The sequence below is a fragment of the Alteromonas gilva genome (assembly GCF_028595265.1).
Taxonomy (GTDB): Bacteria; Pseudomonadota; Gammaproteobacteria; order Enterobacterales; family Alteromonadaceae; genus Alteromonas; species Alteromonas gilva.
The window spans coordinates 1,183,510-1,200,008 of record NZ_JAQQXP010000001.1 but is presented as its reverse complement, the minus strand read 5'-3'; the positions used below and the strand labels follow the sequence as shown (position 1 = coordinate 1,200,008).

Here is a 16,499-nt window from a genome sequence, read left to right as displayed (position 1 = left end):
GGTTACTTTTTCTTTGCCTTGGGGTTTGGCATATCAGTGATGGTTCCTTCGAAGATTTCTGATGCCAGACCAATCGACTCATTCAGCGTAGGGTGAGCATGAATGGTCAGCGCCACGTCTTCTGCGTCAGCACCCATCTCGATTGCCAGGCCAATTTCGCCCAACATCTCGCCAGCGTTAGTACCAACCATGGCACCACCGATCACCCGGCCTGAGTCTTTGTCGAAGATCATTTTGGTCATACCGTCGGTAGCATCAGAGGCAATCGCACGGCCTGAAGCAGCCCACGGGAAGGTCGCAGTTTCGTAACTAACGCCCTGCTCTTTGGCTTCTTTCTCGGTTAAACCAACCCAGGCAACTTCTGGCTCAGTGTAGGCTACAGATGGAATGCAACGTGGGTCGAAGAAGTGTTTCTTACCCGCGATGTTTTCAGCTGCTACATGGCCTTCGTGTACGGCTTTGTGTGCCAGCATAGGCTGACCAACCAGGTCGCCAATGGCGTAGATATGGCCCACGTTGGTTTTCATTTGCTTATCAACAGAAATGAAACCACGCTCGTCTACCTTAACGCCGGCTTTATCCGCAGCAACCAGTCCGCCATTTGGCTTACGACCAACCGCTACCAGCACTTTGTCGTAGCATACCGGTTCAGCAGGCGCATTTTTGCCTTCAAAAGTAACATACAAGCCGTCGTCTTTGGCTTCGACGTTGGTGACCTTGGTTTCAAGCATCACATTAAATTTGTCTTTATACGACTTCATGAAAACTTTCATGATGTCTTTGTCAGCGGCCGGGATAAGTTGATCAAGGAACTCGACCACATCAACCTTGGAACCCAGGGCTTCATACACTGTGCCCATTTCGAGACCGATAATACCACCACCGAGTACCAGCATTTTCTTGGGAATGTCTTTCATTTCCAGCGCGCCGGTTGAGTCGATTACGCGGTCGTCTTCCGGAATGAACGGCAGTGATACCGGTTCAGAACCGGCAGCAATAATTGCGTTGTCAAAAGTAATGGTGGTTTTACCGTCTTTACCTTCCACTTCCAGAGTGTTGGCGCCGGTAAATTTACCGTAACCCTGTACGTGCTTAACTTTACGCATTTTCGACATGCCCGCTAACCCTTTGGTTAACTGACCTACCACGCCGTCTTTGTAAGCGCGGATTTTGTCTAAATCGATTTCAGGCTCACCAAAAGACACACCGTGACTCGACAGGTGTTTGGCTTCTTTCATCACTTTCGCTACATGCAGCAGGGCTTTTGAAGGAATACATCCTACGTTCAAGCACACGCCACCAAGGGTTTCTCTGGCGTCAACCAGAATCGTTTCAACTCCCATATCAGCTGCACGGAAGGCTGCTGAATAACCGCCGGGACCAGCGCCTAATACCACTAACTGCGTTTTAATTTCGCTCATCGTGACCTCAAATCTGTCCTGTTCATCGATATATTTATAAGTATCTGAATTCTAACCAGCTGCTTTTGAGCAGTAAAGGTAAAGTGAGGAATTCAGTAAACTATTCGCCCCACCAGCGGCGGGGCGATGCGTGATTTACAAAATCAACTGGCGTAAATCTTCCAGTACTGACTTCAAGTGTACAGCAAACCTTGCTGCGACCGCGCCGTCAATAACACGATGGTCGTATGACAGCGATAACGGGACGGTCAGTCGAGGTTCAAACTCTTTACCGTTCCACTTGGGTTTCATGTCAGATTTCGATACCCCAAGGATAGCCACATCCGGCGCATTTACAATTGGTGTAAACGCGGTACCGCCAATGCCACCCAGGCTGGAAATTGTAAAACAGCTGCCCTGCATGTCAGCGGCCTTAAGCTTACCGTCACGGGCTTTTTTACTGATTTCCATTAACTCTTCTGACAGCTCGTGAATGCCCTTCTTATCGACATCGCGCACCACCGGTACGACAAGGCCTCCGGGAGTATCAACCGCAATACCAATATGGATATACTTTTTCTGGATCAGCGTATCGCCTGACTCACCCAGTGAAGTATTAAAGATTGGGTAGGCGCGCAGCGCATCAGCCGCCGCCTTAAGCATAAACACAAGCGGGGTAATCTTAATGCCCAGCTTACGCTTTTCAGCGATGGCATTCTGCTCTTTGCGGAACGCTTCCAGATCGGTAATATCGGCTTCTTCGAACTGCGTTACATGAGGAATCGTAACCCAGTTACGATGCAGGTTAGGCCCTGAAATCTTCTGGATGCGCGTTAGTGGTTTTTCTTCAATTTCACCAAACTTAGCAAAGTCTACTTTAGGTTGTGCCAGCACCTGCAGGCCACCACCGCTACCACCAGCTGCTGCCGGTGCAGTACGCGGCCGTGACAGTTCTTCCTTCACGTAGTTTTGCACGTCTTCTTTAAGGATCCGGTTTTTCGGCCCGCTGCCCTCAACTTCTGTCAGGTCAACACCGAACTCGCGAGCGACACGACGCACCGATGGCGAGGCATGCACTTTACCTGTTTTAGGCTTAGAGCCCGCCGACGGATGATGCGGTACCGGTGCCTTTTTAGGCTCAGCAGGCTTGCTCGCCTCGGCTGCAGGTTTGCTCTCTTCTTTTTTGGGCTCAGACTTGGCAGCAGGTTTGGCCGCACCGGCCACTTTAAGCATACACACCTTGTCGCCTTTAGAGACTTTATCGCCCGACTTAACCAGCATTTTGGTGACCACACCTTCTTTAGGTGACGGCACATCCATAGTGGCTTTATCGGTTTCAAGGGTAATAAGGCCGTCTTCAACGGCAACCTTGTCACCTTCTGCAACCAGAATTTCAATAACATCGACATCCGATGCATCACCAATGTCCGGTACGGTGACTTCAATTTCTTCTTCACCGGCAGGCTCTTCAGCCGCAGGTGACGACTCAGCCGCAGGGGCTGACTCCGCTTTCTCAGCCGGCGCACTGTCTGAGCTGCCAGAGCCAGCGACTTCAAGAAGCAATACCAGTGAGCCTTCGCTTACCTTGTCACCTTCTTTTACTTTCAGTTCAACCACTTTACCGGCTTTAGGGCTCGGCACGTCCATGGTGGCTTTATCAGTCTCAAGGGTAATAAGGCCATCTTCGGCTTCTACCGTATCGCCTACGCTGACCAATATTTCAATGACATCCACATCGGCCGCATCGCCGATATCCGGCACTGTCACCTCAATGGTTTCACTGCCGCCGCCACTGTTACTGGCAGCAGGTGCTGTGTCTTGCTTTTCTTCCCGGGCCGGAGCTTCTTCCTGTTTGGCTGAAGTCTCTTCAGCCGCAGGTGCTTCTTCGGCAGGCGCGTCATCATCGCCATCACCGGCAACTTCCAGCTTGGCAAGCAGGTCTTTGTGGCTGATTTTGTCACCCACTTTTACGCACAGCTCTTTTACCGTACCGGCAAAAGGAGCCGGTACGTCCATGCTGGCCTTGTCACTTTCAACTGTAACCAGGGCGTCTTCGGCTTCTACCGAATCGCCTGGTGATACGCACAGTTCAATGACTTCAACTTCATCTTCACCTAAATCCGGTACTAATACGTCTTTAATGTCTGACATCGTTTGCAGTCTCCCTGAGCTTATGCGTACAGCGGGTTAATTTTGTCCGGGTCAATACCCAGATCCTGCATGGCTTTATTCAGTGTCTTACCGTCTAAATCACCTTGCTTGAACAACTCATACAGTGCCGCAAAGGTCACGTATTCAGCATCCACCTCAAAGTGACGACGCAGATTTGCCCGGCTGTCTGAACGACCAAAACCGTCGGTACCCAGCACACGGTATGCACCCGGTACATATGCACGTACCTGCTCACCGTAGTTTTTAATGTAGTCGGTTGCCGTAATCGTTGGACCGTCAAAACCATCGCTAAGGACTTTTGTGATGTACGGTACTTTGGTATCGCTCTCAGGATGCAACATGTTGTAACGGTCACAATCCTGACCATCGCGGGCCAGTTCATTGAACGACGGTACACTGTACACTTCTACGGCTACGCCGTAGTCATCATGCAGCTTGGTCGCCGCGGCACGAACCTGTTCTAAAATGGTTCCGCAACCGAGCAGTTTGACCTTTTTCTTGGCATTGCCATGACCAACGGTGTCCAGTTTGTAGATACCTTTGATAATGCCTTCTTCAACGCCTTCAGGCATGGCTGGCTGCTTGTAGTTCTCGTTCATGACGGTGATGTAATAGAACACGTCTTCCTGCTCTTCAACCATCCGTCGCAAACCATCCTGCACCACTACTGCCACTTCGTAGCCGTAGGTTGGATCGTAGCTGACACAGTTAGGGATAAGCGCTGCCTGTGTATGGCTGTGGCCATCCTGGTGCTGCAAACCTTCACCGTTCAGCGTTGTACGTCCGGCTGTGCCGCCCACTAAGAAACCACGAGTCTGGCTGTCACCAGCGGCCCAGGCCAGATCGCCCACACGCTGGAAACCAAACATAGAGTAGTAAATGTAGAACGGTACCATCTGCAGATCGTTGGTGCTGTAAGAGGTACCCGCCGACAACCATGAAGACATGGCGCCCAGCTCGTTGATACCTTCCTGCAGTACCTGACCTTTCTGATCTTCACGGTAGTAAGCTACCTGATCGGAATCCTGCGGCTCGTACTTCTGCCCCTGGCTTGAGTAAATACCCACCTGACGGAACAAGCCTTCCATACCGAAGGTACGGGCTTCATCCGGAATAATTGGCACAATACGCTTACCAATTTGCTTGTCTTTCAACAAGGCGGTCAGTACGCGAACAAATGCCATGGTGGTTGAAATTTCGCGATCGCCGGAGCCTTTGGTTACCGCATCAAACGCTTTCATTGGCGGTGCTGGTAAATCTTCGGTAGACTTCGGCAGACGGCGCGGCATGTAGCCTTTCAGTGCTTCACGGCGCTCACGCAGATATTTCATCTCCGTGCTGTCTTCTTCGAACTTGTAATACGGTAGATCTTTCAGTGCTTCGTCTGATACCGGGATATTAAAACGGTCACGGTAATGTTTAACCGCTTCCATATCCATTTTCTTCACCTGGTGGGCAATGTTCTTACCTTCACCGGCTGCACCCATACCATAACCTTTAACGGTTTTCGCCAGGATAACCTGTGGACGGCCTTTGGTGTTTACGGCGCGATCGTAAGCAGCATACACTTTCACCGGATCATGACCACCGCGGTTTAAGCGCCAAATGTCTTCATCAGACATATTTGACACCATTTCTTTGAGTTCCGGGTATTTGCCGAAGAAGTTTTCGCGGGTGTAATTACCGCCTTTGGCCTTGTAGTTCTGATACTCACCGTCAACGGTTTCGTTCATCACTTGCAGCAGTTTACCCGAGGTATCACGGGCCAACAGCGGATCCCAGTAGCGACCCCAGATAACCTTGATCACTTCCCAGCCTGCGCCGCGGAAGGTGCCTTCCAGTTCCTGAATGATCTTGCCGTTACCACGAACAGGCCCGTCAAGGCGCTGCAGGTTACAGTTTACAACAAAAGTCAGGTTATCGAGTCCTTCGCGAGACGCTAAACCGATGGCGCCCAAGCTTTCCGGCTCATCAATCTCACCGTCACCTAAGAAACACCACACGCGCTGATCAGAACAATCTTTTAAGCCACGGTTAGTGAGGTATTTTAAGAATCGTGCCTGGTAAATTGCCTGCATTGGACCTAAGCCCATCGATACCGTTGGGAATTGCCAGAATTCAGGCATCAACTTAGGATGCGGGTACGATGACAGGCCTTTGCCGTCTACTTCCTGACGGAACATATCCAGCTGGTCTTCTGTCAAACGGCCTTCGATGTAGGCGCGCGAGTAAATACCCGGCGACACGTGGCCCTGATACATAATAAAGTCACCGCCGTCTTTGTCGTTCGGCGCTTTGAAGAAGTGGTTGAAACCCACATCATATAGCATGGCAGACGAGGCAAAACTCGAAATGTGACCGCCCAGCTCCAGATCTTTTTTCGATGCGCGTAACACCATCATCAGGGCGTTCCAACGCAACGCATTACGGATGCTGCCTTCAATCGTTTGATCTCCCGGCATGGTAGGCTCCTGGCCTGGCGGGATTGTATTGATGTAGGCAGTGGTAGCGTCGTACGGCAAGTGCGCACCGTTGCGGCGGGCTTTCTCAATAAGAGACTCTAACAAAAAGTGCGCGCGTTCTACCCCTTCTGCTTCAAGAACCGACTCTAATGAATCGATCCATTCCTGGGTTTCCTGCGGGTCAACATCTTGGTGCATCATATCACTCATGGTGCCATCCTATAGTTACTGATATAGAAATACATCCACACTCTATACAACCAACGGCTATATGGCGGATGAAATACTAACAATTATCTGACATGTGGCGAAACTGCTGCCCATGCCCGTTTTGTAATACTTACCCAACTATGCTGTATAATAATGTTCAGCACAGCTACGCGTTCTTAAATTTCCAGTCGGCGCAACGCTCGTTGCACGCGACTGTCTCGCTGATTTATTGCTAACAAAGTTTTTTCAATGTAAGCAAGGTGCGCATTACAGGCCTGACGTGCTACTTCCGGGTCACGGCTGATAATGGCTTCAACAATTTCTCTGCGCTGTCGTGCAATATCGTCGCCGGATTCTTCACTGGCATGCAACGCCAGCATTTCCAGGTTTCGCTCAATATTGTCGACCAGCATCGTTTGCATGGTGCTCATAACATGTAACAGCACCATATTGTGTGAGGCGCGTGCCATGATCACATAAAAACGCCCCAGGCATTCGGCCTGCTCACGTTTTGATTCTGTTCGGTTTGGCCGCGGCATACATTCGAGCGCTTCGCGCAGCGCCGCGTAATCTTCGGGTTGGCCACGCAGTGCTGCGTAGTAAGCAGCCATTCCTTCTAATGCATGGCGAAATTCCAACAAATCAAACTGGGTCTCTGGACGGCCGCTTATCAGCGCCATCAAAGGGTCTGTCATTGCCGAGTTTAACTGCCGGCTTACAAAGGTGCCGCCGCCCTGTTTACGCTCAACCAACCCGCGCGCCTGCAAGTTTCCGATGGCTTCCCGCAACGACGGGCGCGATACCTGGAACTGCTCCGCTAACTCCCGTTCCGGTGGCATGCGTTGACCCGCCAGCAAGCTGCCGTCGAGTATCATCGACTCCAGTTGCTCGGTTATCACATCGGCTAATTTTCTGCGACCGGATTGCATGGAACGAGTCAATACTCCGCTGATTTTGTAAACAAAATGGCGCTAAGCCACTAATTGGTATTACCATTTTACCTATCTAATTAGTGTAGAGCAGATTATCAGCGAGGTAAATAGTAAACATAGTCGATGTTTTATAATGTTTCTTTTACAAACACCTTATGTTTTGAAATATTTAACAAATATTTGATTTTATTAACTGGTCGCACCAGCTTCTCAGCGCCATATCAGGAGTCTGATTTATCGCCAGTAACGTACGCTAAATCCGTGTTTTACATTTGTTCTCTTTATTACCAATCAGCCTGAAAGCGCATCTGATTGCCCACCAAACGAGTCGCCTGCAGTGCGCCCTGGGCTGCTCTTTTTTCGCCTACTAACAACGTCGGTTGGTGCCGGTTTTTGCAACCTAAGGTACTGAACTGCCTTAGGTTGCTACGCAAGCAATCGTAAAGAGATCAGTACCCGGGGTATGTTGACGTTTGATGTACGAATTTTGGTCTAAATGAAAGCATTTTAATCGCGAAACAGCCCTGCAGGTCTAGCTAGTTAACAACACCCAGCATGGTAAGAATAGCGATTAAAGAAAGGAGTAACATGATATTGCGTTTAGCCAGCGTCACCATCGCTTTGGGTTCACACGACGGATCGGCCTGTTGTGCTTCGGTAAGAACCACGTCTTCAGCATTTGATGCCACCTCGGTAAGCACTTTTTCGTTGGCAATGCCCGGGTGGGTAAGATAGGTTAACCATACCGGCAGGGCGCGTGAGAAATGCCCCACCAGTAACAACCCAAACGCTGTAATGCGTACCGGTACATAATCAAGAACATGCTGCCACTTTGCCAGCGCCCGGCTTTGTTCATTGTCGTTTTCGCACCAGGTACGAAAACACTCTCGGCTGGTGACATACAACATAGCGCCAGCGGCACCAAACACCGTAAAGAAAATAATAACCGCGGCGTAATGCTGATAGTTTAACCACAACAAATGCTGACCAAAGCTTTTGCCCTGAGTGGTAGTCCCTTCCTCAATATCCAGTTGAGTACAGTGCCCCAGTTGTTCGGTGTATAAGTAGCACGCCTCTTTATCGCCGCGCTCTGCAGCCTGTAAAAATGAGCGATAGGTTGCGCGCAGCTTTTCGCTACCCAAACATAAAAATAACATTACGCTTTGCAGTATAAAGCTAATAAAACCGCCAAATAGCCACTGCGCGATCGCATAGGTAATGATGACGGGTAATGCTATTTGTATGACCAACTGTACCGTTGGTGTTTGCCGGCTAATCCAGTGTTGCTCCCCGGCCCAGCTAAGGTAATTGCTTAAGTGAGTTTCGATATGCCATACCGGTTGTTTATGCAACGCTCTTTCCAGCGCCAGCACCAGCAGTAAACTGATCAATATCATCGTTGTGTCCCTTTATAAATTCGTTCACTCAGCGCCTGGCGAAAACCAGGCCAGTTAAAAGCAATGCCTGGATCAGTTTTACGGCCCGGCGCAATGTCATTGTGGCCAACTATTCTGCCCAGCGTAATGTGCGGATAGCACTTTATGATGGCTTCACTCAAGGTAATCAGACTGGCGTATTGAGCCTTGGTATAGGCTGTCTCGTCGGTGCCTTCCATTTCGATGCCAATGGCATAATCATTACATTTGCTGCGGCCCTGAAAGCTCGAAATACCGGCATGCCATGCACGGCAGTTGAAGGGCACATACTGCTCAATAACACCGTCTCTGCGAATAACGCAATGGGCCGACACGCGCAAATGGGCTATGTCGGCGTAAAACGGATGTTCATCGGGATCAAGGGTACCAGTGAACAATTGTTCCACACCGGCCGTACCAAACTCGCCAGGTGGTAGCGAAATATTATGCACCACGAGTAACGAAACATCCTGTTCATCGGGCCGCACATCATAAAACGGCGATGTTTTTACGATGGCATCGCGATATATATAAGAAGAACTGATCATGCCTTTCATAATGAATTTTACAATTAATTCATTAGAATAGTGTGACAGCGAAGTTAGCGAATCACAATATAAATTAACCGGGCGATAAATGACTGAACCTTCAACTGACACCCGCTCTACCGCCAAATGGATGTTTGTATTAGCCTGGGCGTGTTTATTTGGCCTGCTGGTCATCATTTTTGGTGATTTGCTGGAACAACAGGTGAATCCCAACCAGGCGCCTGTCAGCCTGCGCTCGGGTGAGCAAGTCGAAATACGCCTCGAACAAAACCGTCAGGGCCATTATGTGGTCAGTGGCACGATCAACGAACAACCCGTTGTTTTTCTGGTCGACACCGGTGCGACCAGCGTCGCTGTACCGGCGCATCTGGCCGATGAGCTTGGCCTGCAACGTGGCCGCTCTGGTCTCGCCTCAACCGCCAATGGTACGGTGCGGATATACCAGACAGAAATCGCTAAGCTCGGTATTGGCGCCATTACCTTATATAATGTAGACGCCAACATTAATCCCGGCATGCAAAGCGATCATATTTTGCTGGGTATGAGCGCCCTAAAACAGTTAGAATTCACCCAACGAGGCAAGACCCTCATCTTACGTACCTTATAAAAGAAGCATTACTGTGAGCCAACAATCTCTGCCCCCACAACAAGATATTATTCAACAAATCAACCTCGCGTTAGCCGAAGATCTCGGCGGCAATGTAGACATCAGTGCCGACATTACCGCTAACCTCATCCCAGCCGAACAACAGGCCGACGCAACCATTATTACCCGCGAAGATTGCGTGGTGTGCGGAGTGGCCTGGGCCAAAGCCGCGTTTAGTCTGGTGGATGCCAGTTTAACCCAGCACTGGCATGTCGAAGATGGTGATAAAATTACTGCTGATACGGTGCTGGTCAGTCTTTCTGGTTCCGCCAGATCCTTGTTAACGGCCGAGCGCACCGCCTTAAACTTTTTACAGTTACTGTCGGCCACGGCGACCGAAACCGCTTTTTACGTGAGCCTGCTGGCTGGCTCGCCCACCCGCATTCTCGATACGCGTAAAACCTTACCCGGATTACGCCTTGCGCAAAAATATGCGGTGGCTTGTGGCGGCGGTAAAAACCACCGTATTGGTTTGTTCGATGCATTCTTAATTAAGGAAAATCACATCATGGCCTGCGGCGGCATCGCTTCGGCTGTCAGTGCAGCCAAACAACTGGCCCCCGGTAAGCCAGTGGAAGTCGAGGTTGAAAACCTTGATGAACTACAACAAGCCATTGTGGCCGGTGCCGATATTGTGATGCTGGATAATTTTAGCAACGAACAGATCCAACGCGCAGTTAGTATTAATGCAAAACGCTGTAAACTGGAAGTGTCAGGTAACATTACCTCTGAGCGACTAACTTCGCTGGCACAATTAGGCGTAGATTATATTTCTTCAGGGGCACTGACTAAGCATATCAAAGCAATTGATTTGTCGTTACGCATTAATCTGTAGCAAACCCAACAGGTTGATTGGAAACGCTTAGTCAGAGGTACGTAGTTAGCCGTATGCCGTAATGTGGCTGATTTATACACTTGCGTATGTTTGTCGATACTTGTCAGTTCACCGGTTGGTTCTATACTGAGAATCAGGTACCGGGGACGTAGTGACGACGGCTCAGGTATAAACTCTAAACTTTATAGAACACAACTAATTTAACTGCTTTTGCGGCCCGGAGATATAATCATGAACTCTATCAAATCAAACAACAAAGGTTTTACCTTAATTGAATTGATGATCGTTGTTGCGATCATCGGTATTTTGGCAGCGGTAGCGCTACCTGCTTACCAAAACTACACCAAGAAAGCGCGTTTCTCAGAAGTAGTAATGGCTACTCAGGCGCACAAAACAGCGATAGAAGTATGTGCCCAGACTGAAGGCGCTCTGGCCTCTTGTACTGCTGGTTCTAACGGAGTGCCGGCTAACCTGACTAACCCAAGTGCGCTGGTATCATCTGTAACCTGGGATGCCGCTACAGGCGCTCTGGTTGCCACAGCAGCTAACACTGGTGGCCTGGCAGGTACTGAAACTTATACACTTACCGCTGGCTTCGCTAACGGCGTGGTTACCTGGACAGAATCTTGCTCAGACGCAACACTGTGCTAATTCGATAACGGTAACAAAAGCCCAGTCCCTGCTGGGCTTTTTGCATTCTGAGTGAAGGAAATCGGCAATGGCTAAACAACAGGCGCTAACTACCTACACCTGGCAAGGTAAGAACCAACGAGGCCAGACGATTAAAGGCGAAACCAGCGCCAGATCTGTGCAGGAAGCAAAGAACCTGCTGCGTCGGCGCGGCATTTCGGCCACCAAAGTCAGAAAACTCGCCAAGCCTTTATTCGGTCGGGGCAGCGAAAAGCTCAATGCCGCCGATATCAGTGTAATAACCCGCCAAATGGCGACGATGCTCGGTGCCGGTGTAACCCTCATCCAAACCATTGATATGTTGGCCAAAGGTCATTCAAAAGCAGAAGCCCGCAAAGTGCTTAGCCAAATTGGTGATGAGGTAAAAGCCGGTAATCAACTGTCAACGGCACTGCGCAAGCACCCAAAACACTTTGATGACCTGTACTGCGATTTGGTAGAGACCGGTGAGCAATCAGGCGCGCTGGAAACCATTTACGATCGTATTGCCGTATACAAAGAGAAGGCCGAAGCGCTTAAGTCAAAAATTAAAAAGGCGATGTTTTATCCCATTGCTGTGGTGGTTGTCGCCTTTATAGTCACCACGGTGCTGCTGGTGTTTGTGGTCCCTCAGTTTGAAGAGATTTTTTCGAGCTTTGGCGCGGAACTCCCGGCATTTACCCAGTTTGTTTTGGCCATATCCAAATTTGTTCAGGATTACGGCGTATTCTTATTTGCCGGCATGGGTGTCGCAGGCTTTTTGTTTAAGCAATGGTATGCCCGCTCAAAAGATTTGCGTGACCGAATTGATGCCCGGTTGTTAAAAGTGCCTGTCATTGGCGAAATACTCAAAAAAGCCGCCATTGCCCGTTTTACGCGAACCCTGGCCACTACATTCGCTGCCGGCGTGCCGTTGATTGGAGCGTTGGAATCTGCCGCAGGCGCTTCTGGTAACGCCGTTTACCGCGATGCTATTTTGTTTATCCGTAAAGAAGTTGCCGGTGGTATTCAGATGAATACGGCCATGCGCAGTACCAGTGTGTTTCCGGACATGGTGACGCAAATGATTGCCATTGGCGAAGAGTCGGGCGCGGTCGATGAGATGCTCAGTAAAATTGCAACCATCTACGAAGCAGAAGTCGACGATATGGTTGACGGCCTTACCAGCCTGCTGGAGCCTATGATTATGGCGGTGCTGGGTGTCGTTATTGGTGGCCTGATCGTGGCAATGTACCTGCCAATATTCCAAATGGGTATGGTAGTGTAAATAAACCTAACCTGTTATTCTGAAAACAGGTTTAATTTAAAAGAACAGCCATGCAATCTGTCATTGATCTTTGCCTTTCCCAACCATGGTTTTTTTATACCCTCGTAGGTATTGTCAGTTTAATGGTGGGAAGTTTTTTAAACGTTGTGATCTACCGACTTCCCGTCATGATGGAGCGCGACTGGCAGCGCGAATACCAAAGCTACTTTTCACCCGATGAACCACCCGTGCATACGGAACGCTTCGACCTGGTTAAGCCCGACAGCACCTGTCCCGGCTGCGGCCATAAAATTCGTTTTTGGGAAAATATCCCGCTGATTAGTTACGCGCTACTCGGCGGGCAGTGCAGCCAGTGTAAAACATCAATATCCTTTCGCTACCCGGTCGTCGAGTTACTTACAGCGTTGCTGAGTGTGTGGATAGCAGCTCATTTCGGGCCATCACCTGAAGCGTTTGTAGGTATCGTACTTACCTGGTTGCTGGTGGCGATGACCTTTATTGATTTGGATAAAATGATACTGCCCGACCAGTTAACCCTGCCGCTGTTATGGATAGGCTTACTGGCGAGCATTTACCCTGTATTTGTCGCCCCTGCCGACGCGATTCTTGGTGCTGCAATCGGCTATCTGATTTTGTGGAGCATTTACTGGGCATTTAAACTGCTGACCGGCAAAGAAGGCATGGGCTATGGGGATTTTAAGCTACTTGCGGCGCTGGGCGCCTTTACTGGCTGGCAGGGATTACTGATGATTATCCTGCTGTCCTCTTTCGTTGGTGCCGTATTCGGTATCGTTATTATGCTTCGCCAAAAACAGGGCAAAGATATGGCGATACCTTTTGGCCCCTATCTGGCCATTGCGGGCTGGCTGACCCTGATGTATCAGGACACCATCACCACCGCCTACTTTAACTGGATAATGGGGTAAGTCACGGTGGCTGACAAGGCTTTAATTGTGGGCTTAACCGGTGGTATAGGTTCGGGCAAAACGCTGGTCAGCGACACCTTCGCAAGCTTCGGCGTGCCGATTATTGACGCCGATGTGATTGCCCGCCAGGTAGTGGCGCCCGGCTCGACAGGACTGGCAGCCATTGCCGCACATTTTGGTCCTGACGTACTTACCGCAGAGGGTCAACTCGATCGCAGCGCCCTGCGCCAGCGCGTATTTACCAACGACAGCGAAAAGCAATGGCTCAACAGTTGCCTGCATCCGCTCATTCGCACTGCCATGCAAGCACAGATAAACGCTGTGACAGCGCCTTATGCTATTCTGGCGGTGCCGCTGTTACTGGAGAATAACCTGCAGCACATGGTAGACCGTATTGCCGTAGTGGATTGCTCTGAGTCCTTGCAACTGAGCCGGGCACTCAGGCGCGACGGTAGCAGCGAAACAGTGATTAAGGGCATTATGGCGTCACAGGTTAGCCGCAATGAACGACGTGACGCGGCCGATGACATTATTGATAATAGTGGCGATATCGCATTCACACGCCAACAGGTAGAAGCCTGCCACCAGCGCTATATAGCGTTAGCTGACGCCAGGTGAGCGTAATTCACTCAGAGCAACGTTTGCTGCACCCACATTCGGGCAAATCGCCACAGCGCTTTACGCTTTCTGTGCCGCTTTTCGGGATCGTCTGAGTGCCAGCCCTGCACGGCGCCGGCACTGAAGCTTCCCAGCAAACCCAGCGGTGTTGCAAGTAATAACTTTGACGCGGTGATTGCGTCTTCCTGGCAATATTTGCCCAGCTCCTTAAGCTCCTGATACTGATGAACACAGTGCTCACGCTGCTGCAAAGATTGACGTAGAAACAGGTTGGTCATAGTTTTCCTCGCTCTATTGACTCGATGTTGATGCGATGATGACTGTCGATAATAACGCTGTGCACACGTTATCAGGCATTGAGCGCCCGCTGATTAAGGTCGCGATTCTGGCGCTTGTGCATCACGTGCTGAACCGGGTGATTCCGGTTCGCCGCGGCCAGCGTTAATGAGAGGCGTAAGGGTAAGGTGCTTGAATGCCGATCTGGCAGTGCGCCATGCCACGCCCATTAGCAGACCATTAACTCCCAAGAGTATCAGCGCCACAAATGCCGGTTGCATGCCTGAGTTACTCAGCATGACTGCCGCAGCGACATTAACAATCAACCAGCACACTAAGCAGAAAGCAAAAGTTGCAAGGGTGGCCAGCACGGTAACGAACAGTGACTGCCGTAACAAACGCGTCTCGGCCACAACGAGCGCCCACTGGGCCTGCCATTGCAGTTTTTTGGCTGCAATCAGGTCGCTGAAAGTATCAATGACTTCCTGTATCGAAATATCATCTTTGACCTGTCCGGCCGTGCCCGACTGGGCACTCGATTCATTGCCGCTCGCGGCCTTGTCAGTGGCGCTCGTGGCCTTACCAGTGGCATTGGCATCAGGGCTTTGCGCACGCGAGTGAGCGTCACCAGTAGGTTGTGCCCTCTGTCCGGCTGCCTCTTGCCCATACGCACGCGCCTCAGCAGCGCCATCGGGGCGCTGCTGAGACGTGTGCTGCGTGTCCTTACCATGCGTTGATTTGCTCATGGGCGATTAGTCATCCTATTTGCTTTTCTTGAGCAATGATGCGACCAGCATACCCGCTGCAAATGTGATACCCGCCGCCGCAACCGGATTTTCAACGGCGTAGTTACGTACGCTTGACCCTAACCATTTTTCTTTCGCCGCACGGCGGCGTTCAGCCATATTTTCGGCCGAGGCTGAAGCGGAGTTACGTAGCGATTCTTCTGCAGACGCGGCCTTCTCAGCAATAGTGTCCAGCGATTCGTGCAGTGATGATTGCAATTTATCTGTCATTGGATGTCCTTGGTTGTCTTTACCGTTTCCTGTAGATTTTGCAGTAGCCATTGTTAGCTCCTTTGGGTTAATGAATCTACAGTGAATGATGCATCCTCTGTTCCAACACGCTAACCCAATGATATTTAATAACTATTCAAATAAATCCCAAAGCCTTGTATAATTTATAGGTAAAATCTGCAGGGCAGCAATGTAATTCCTTCTTGCTTTCGGTGGCTTAAATTACAAACAGTTTAAAAGGTGTTCGTGTTGAGTATTCGAGCGCAGTTAAGTCGAGCTGCTCAGCTGATTCAATTGGTAAAATTCAGGGCGTACTGGTAGTCTAGAACGAATAATTTGAGAGGAACTTAATGTCTAACTCCACAGTATACGAATTCCCTTTGAAAGAAAAAGTTCGTAACTACCTGCGCATCGAGCAGTTAATGAGCCAACTTAAACTGGGCGCAGCCGGTCAGAACGAGGGTTTAGCGCTGTATTTCTTTGAGCAACTTTTTACCCTGCTCGACCTGTTTGAGCGCATTGATATTCGTACTGATATTCTCAAAGATCTCGATGCCCACGAAAAAAACCTGGTGCATTGGTCGCAACTACCGAATATCGATAATGACGCCTTACAGCATACCCTGCGCTCTATTATTAACGTGCGGGATAAACTCAAAAGCAGTAAAAAAATCAGTGCTATGCTGCGCGACGATAAATTTTTAGCCAGCATTAAACAGCGTTTTGCGATCCCCGGCGGTACCTGTAGTTTCGATTTGCCAAACTTACACTATTGGATCAACCGGCCTGTTACACAGCGCCAGCAAGATCTTAAACAATGGACGGAGTGTTTCGCACTCACTGAGGAAGCCATCAGCATTGCCCTGTCGTTTTTAAGAGAACGAGCGGCCTTTGTGCGCACTGAAGCAACAAATGGTTTTTATCAGGGTGTTTCTGAAGCGAAAAACGAATTGGTCCGCATTCGCTGCGCCACCGATATTGACTATTTTCCAACGCTGAGTGGAAATAAGTACCGGTATGCCATTAGATTTATGTATTATTCTCCACCTGACGGCCAGTCTGGCTCCGTCGAACAAAATGTCCAATTTGAATTAGCAGCGTGTTAAT

General features: G+C 49.9%; 16 protein-coding genes. 7 read left to right on the top strand and 9 right to left on the bottom strand.

What is annotated here, in order from left to right; all coding sequences use genetic code 11:
• Nucleotides 1-2: 2 nt before the first annotated feature.
• From lpdA to ampD, 6 genes are all read right to left on the bottom strand, one after another.
• Nucleotides 3-1,421: a dihydrolipoyl dehydrogenase gene (gene lpdA, locus OIK42_RS05350; RefSeq protein WP_273638944.1), complete on the bottom strand. Its 1,419-nt coding sequence runs from the start codon at nucleotides 1,419-1,421 to the stop codon at nucleotides 3-5.
• 135 nt (nucleotides 1,422-1,556) lie between these two features.
• Nucleotides 1,557-3,551, bottom strand: coding sequence for a pyruvate dehydrogenase complex dihydrolipoyllysine-residue acetyltransferase (aceF, locus tag OIK42_RS05345; protein WP_273638943.1), 1,995 nt, complete (start codon nucleotides 3,549-3,551; stop codon nucleotides 1,557-1,559).
• Nucleotides 3,552-3,571: 20 nt separating this feature from the next.
• Entirely contained in the window at nucleotides 3,572-6,244 is a 2,673-nt protein-coding gene (aceE, locus tag OIK42_RS05340; protein WP_273638942.1) for a pyruvate dehydrogenase (acetyl-transferring), homodimeric type, read from the bottom strand.
• Between the two features lie 176 nt (nucleotides 6,245-6,420).
• Complete coding sequence (locus OIK42_RS05335; RefSeq protein WP_273638941.1) at nucleotides 6,421-7,173, bottom strand: GntR family transcriptional regulator; 753 nt, start codon at nucleotides 7,171-7,173, stop codon at nucleotides 6,421-6,423.
• Nucleotides 7,174-7,712: 539 nt separating this feature from the next.
• Nucleotides 7,713-8,573, bottom strand: coding sequence for a beta-lactamase regulator AmpE (gene ampE, locus OIK42_RS05330; protein WP_273638940.1), 861 nt, complete (start codon nucleotides 8,571-8,573; stop codon nucleotides 7,713-7,715).
• Nucleotides 8,570-9,139 (bottom strand): 1,6-anhydro-N-acetylmuramyl-L-alanine amidase AmpD, encoded by a 570-nt coding sequence (ampD, locus tag OIK42_RS05325; RefSeq protein WP_273638939.1) that lies wholly within the window; start codon nucleotides 9,137-9,139, stop codon nucleotides 8,570-8,572. Before ampD ends, ampE begins: the two co-directional genes overlap by 4 nt.
• An 88-nt stretch (nucleotides 9,140-9,227) precedes the next feature.
• Between ampD and OIK42_RS05320 the strand changes: the two genes are divergently transcribed.
• The 6 genes from OIK42_RS05320 (at nucleotide 9,228) to coaE (ending at nucleotide 14,100) form a co-directional block, all read left to right on the top strand.
• Nucleotides 9,228-9,746, top strand: a complete 519-nt coding sequence (locus OIK42_RS05320; RefSeq protein WP_273638938.1) for a retropepsin-like aspartic protease family protein — start codon at nucleotides 9,228-9,230, stop codon at nucleotides 9,744-9,746.
• A 13-nt stretch (nucleotides 9,747-9,759) separates the two neighbouring features.
• Nucleotides 9,760-10,620: a carboxylating nicotinate-nucleotide diphosphorylase gene (gene nadC / locus OIK42_RS05315; protein ID WP_273638937.1), complete on the top strand. Its 861-nt coding sequence runs from the start codon at nucleotides 9,760-9,762 to the stop codon at nucleotides 10,618-10,620.
• Between the two features lie 231 nt (nucleotides 10,621-10,851).
• Nucleotides 10,852-11,271: a pilin gene (locus OIK42_RS05310; RefSeq protein WP_273638936.1), complete on the top strand. Its 420-nt coding sequence runs from the start codon at nucleotides 10,852-10,854 to the stop codon at nucleotides 11,269-11,271.
• Nucleotides 11,272-11,338: 67 nt separating this feature from the next.
• Nucleotides 11,339-12,556 carry a type II secretion system F family protein gene (locus OIK42_RS05305; RefSeq protein ID WP_273638935.1) on the top strand — a complete coding sequence of 406 codons (1,218 nt, stop codon included), beginning with the start codon at nucleotides 11,339-11,341 and terminating at the stop codon, nucleotides 12,554-12,556.
• Between the two features lie 50 nt (nucleotides 12,557-12,606).
• A complete protein-coding gene (locus OIK42_RS05300; protein ID WP_273638934.1) occupies nucleotides 12,607-13,482 on the top strand; it encodes a prepilin peptidase in 876 nt (291 codons plus the stop codon).
• Nucleotides 13,483-13,488: 6 nt separating this feature from the next.
• Complete coding sequence (coaE, locus tag OIK42_RS05295) at nucleotides 13,489-14,100, top strand: dephospho-CoA kinase (RefSeq protein WP_273638933.1); 612 nt, start codon at nucleotides 13,489-13,491, stop codon at nucleotides 14,098-14,100.
• 11 nt (nucleotides 14,101-14,111) lie between these two features.
• On the opposite strand, the gene OIK42_RS05290 is transcribed toward coaE, so the two are convergent.
• From OIK42_RS05290 to OIK42_RS05280, 3 genes are all read right to left on the bottom strand, one after another.
• Nucleotides 14,112-14,378: a hypothetical protein gene (locus OIK42_RS05290; RefSeq protein ID WP_273638932.1), complete on the bottom strand. Its 267-nt coding sequence runs from the start codon at nucleotides 14,376-14,378 to the stop codon at nucleotides 14,112-14,114.
• Nucleotides 14,379-14,471: 93 nt separating this feature from the next.
• Nucleotides 14,472-15,122 (bottom strand): hypothetical protein, encoded by a 651-nt coding sequence (locus OIK42_RS05285; RefSeq protein ID WP_273638931.1) that lies wholly within the window; start codon nucleotides 15,120-15,122, stop codon nucleotides 14,472-14,474.
• 15 nt (nucleotides 15,123-15,137) lie between these two features.
• Complete coding sequence (locus OIK42_RS05280; protein ID WP_273638930.1) at nucleotides 15,138-15,443, bottom strand: DUF883 domain-containing protein; 306 nt, start codon at nucleotides 15,441-15,443, stop codon at nucleotides 15,138-15,140.
• 299 nt (nucleotides 15,444-15,742) lie between these two features.
• Here OIK42_RS05280 and zapD point away from each other — a divergent pair, with 299 nt between their 5' ends.
• Nucleotides 15,743-16,498, top strand: coding sequence for a cell division protein ZapD (gene zapD / locus OIK42_RS05275; protein WP_273638929.1), 756 nt, complete (start codon nucleotides 15,743-15,745; stop codon nucleotides 16,496-16,498).
• Nucleotide 16,499: the final 1 nt, after the last annotated feature.

Excerpts from the sequence above, each read along its gene's own strand:
- ampD (WP_273638939.1), bottom strand. The coding sequence starts at position 9,139 with ATGATCAGTTCTTCTTATATATATCGCGATGCCATCGTAAAAACATCG.
- OIK42_RS05320 (WP_273638938.1), top strand. The coding sequence starts at position 9,228 with ATGACTGAACCTTCAACTGACACCCGCTCTACCGCCAAATGGATGTTT.
- OIK42_RS05290 (WP_273638932.1), bottom strand. The coding sequence starts at position 14,378 with ATGACCAACCTGTTTCTACGTCAATCTTTGCAGCAGCGTGAGCACTGT.
- OIK42_RS05280 (WP_273638930.1), bottom strand. The coding sequence starts at position 15,443 with ATGGCTACTGCAAAATCTACAGGAAACGGTAAAGACAACCAAGGACAT.
- lpdA (WP_273638944.1), bottom strand. The coding sequence starts at position 1,421 with ATGAGCGAAATTAAAACGCAGTTAGTGGTATTAGGCGCTGGTCCCGGC.
- zapD (WP_273638929.1), top strand. The coding sequence starts at position 15,743 with ATGTCTAACTCCACAGTATACGAATTCCCTTTGAAAGAAAAAGTTCGT.
- OIK42_RS05335 (WP_273638941.1), bottom strand. The coding sequence starts at position 7,173 with ATGCAATCCGGTCGCAGAAAATTAGCCGATGTGATAACCGAGCAACTG.
- OIK42_RS05310 (WP_273638936.1), top strand. The coding sequence starts at position 10,852 with ATGAACTCTATCAAATCAAACAACAAAGGTTTTACCTTAATTGAATTG.
- OIK42_RS05300 (WP_273638934.1), top strand. The coding sequence starts at position 12,607 with ATGCAATCTGTCATTGATCTTTGCCTTTCCCAACCATGGTTTTTTTAT.
- aceE (WP_273638942.1), bottom strand. The coding sequence starts at position 6,244 with ATGAGTGATATGATGCACCAAGATGTTGACCCGCAGGAAACCCAGGAA.
- OIK42_RS05305 (WP_273638935.1), top strand. The coding sequence starts at position 11,339 with ATGGCTAAACAACAGGCGCTAACTACCTACACCTGGCAAGGTAAGAAC.
- ampE (WP_273638940.1), bottom strand. The coding sequence starts at position 8,573 with ATGATATTGATCAGTTTACTGCTGGTGCTGGCGCTGGAAAGAGCGTTG.
- OIK42_RS05285 (WP_273638931.1), bottom strand. The coding sequence starts at position 15,122 with ATGAGCAAATCAACGCATGGTAAGGACACGCAGCACACGTCTCAGCAG.
- aceF (WP_273638943.1), bottom strand. The coding sequence starts at position 3,551 with ATGTCAGACATTAAAGACGTATTAGTACCGGATTTAGGTGAAGATGAA.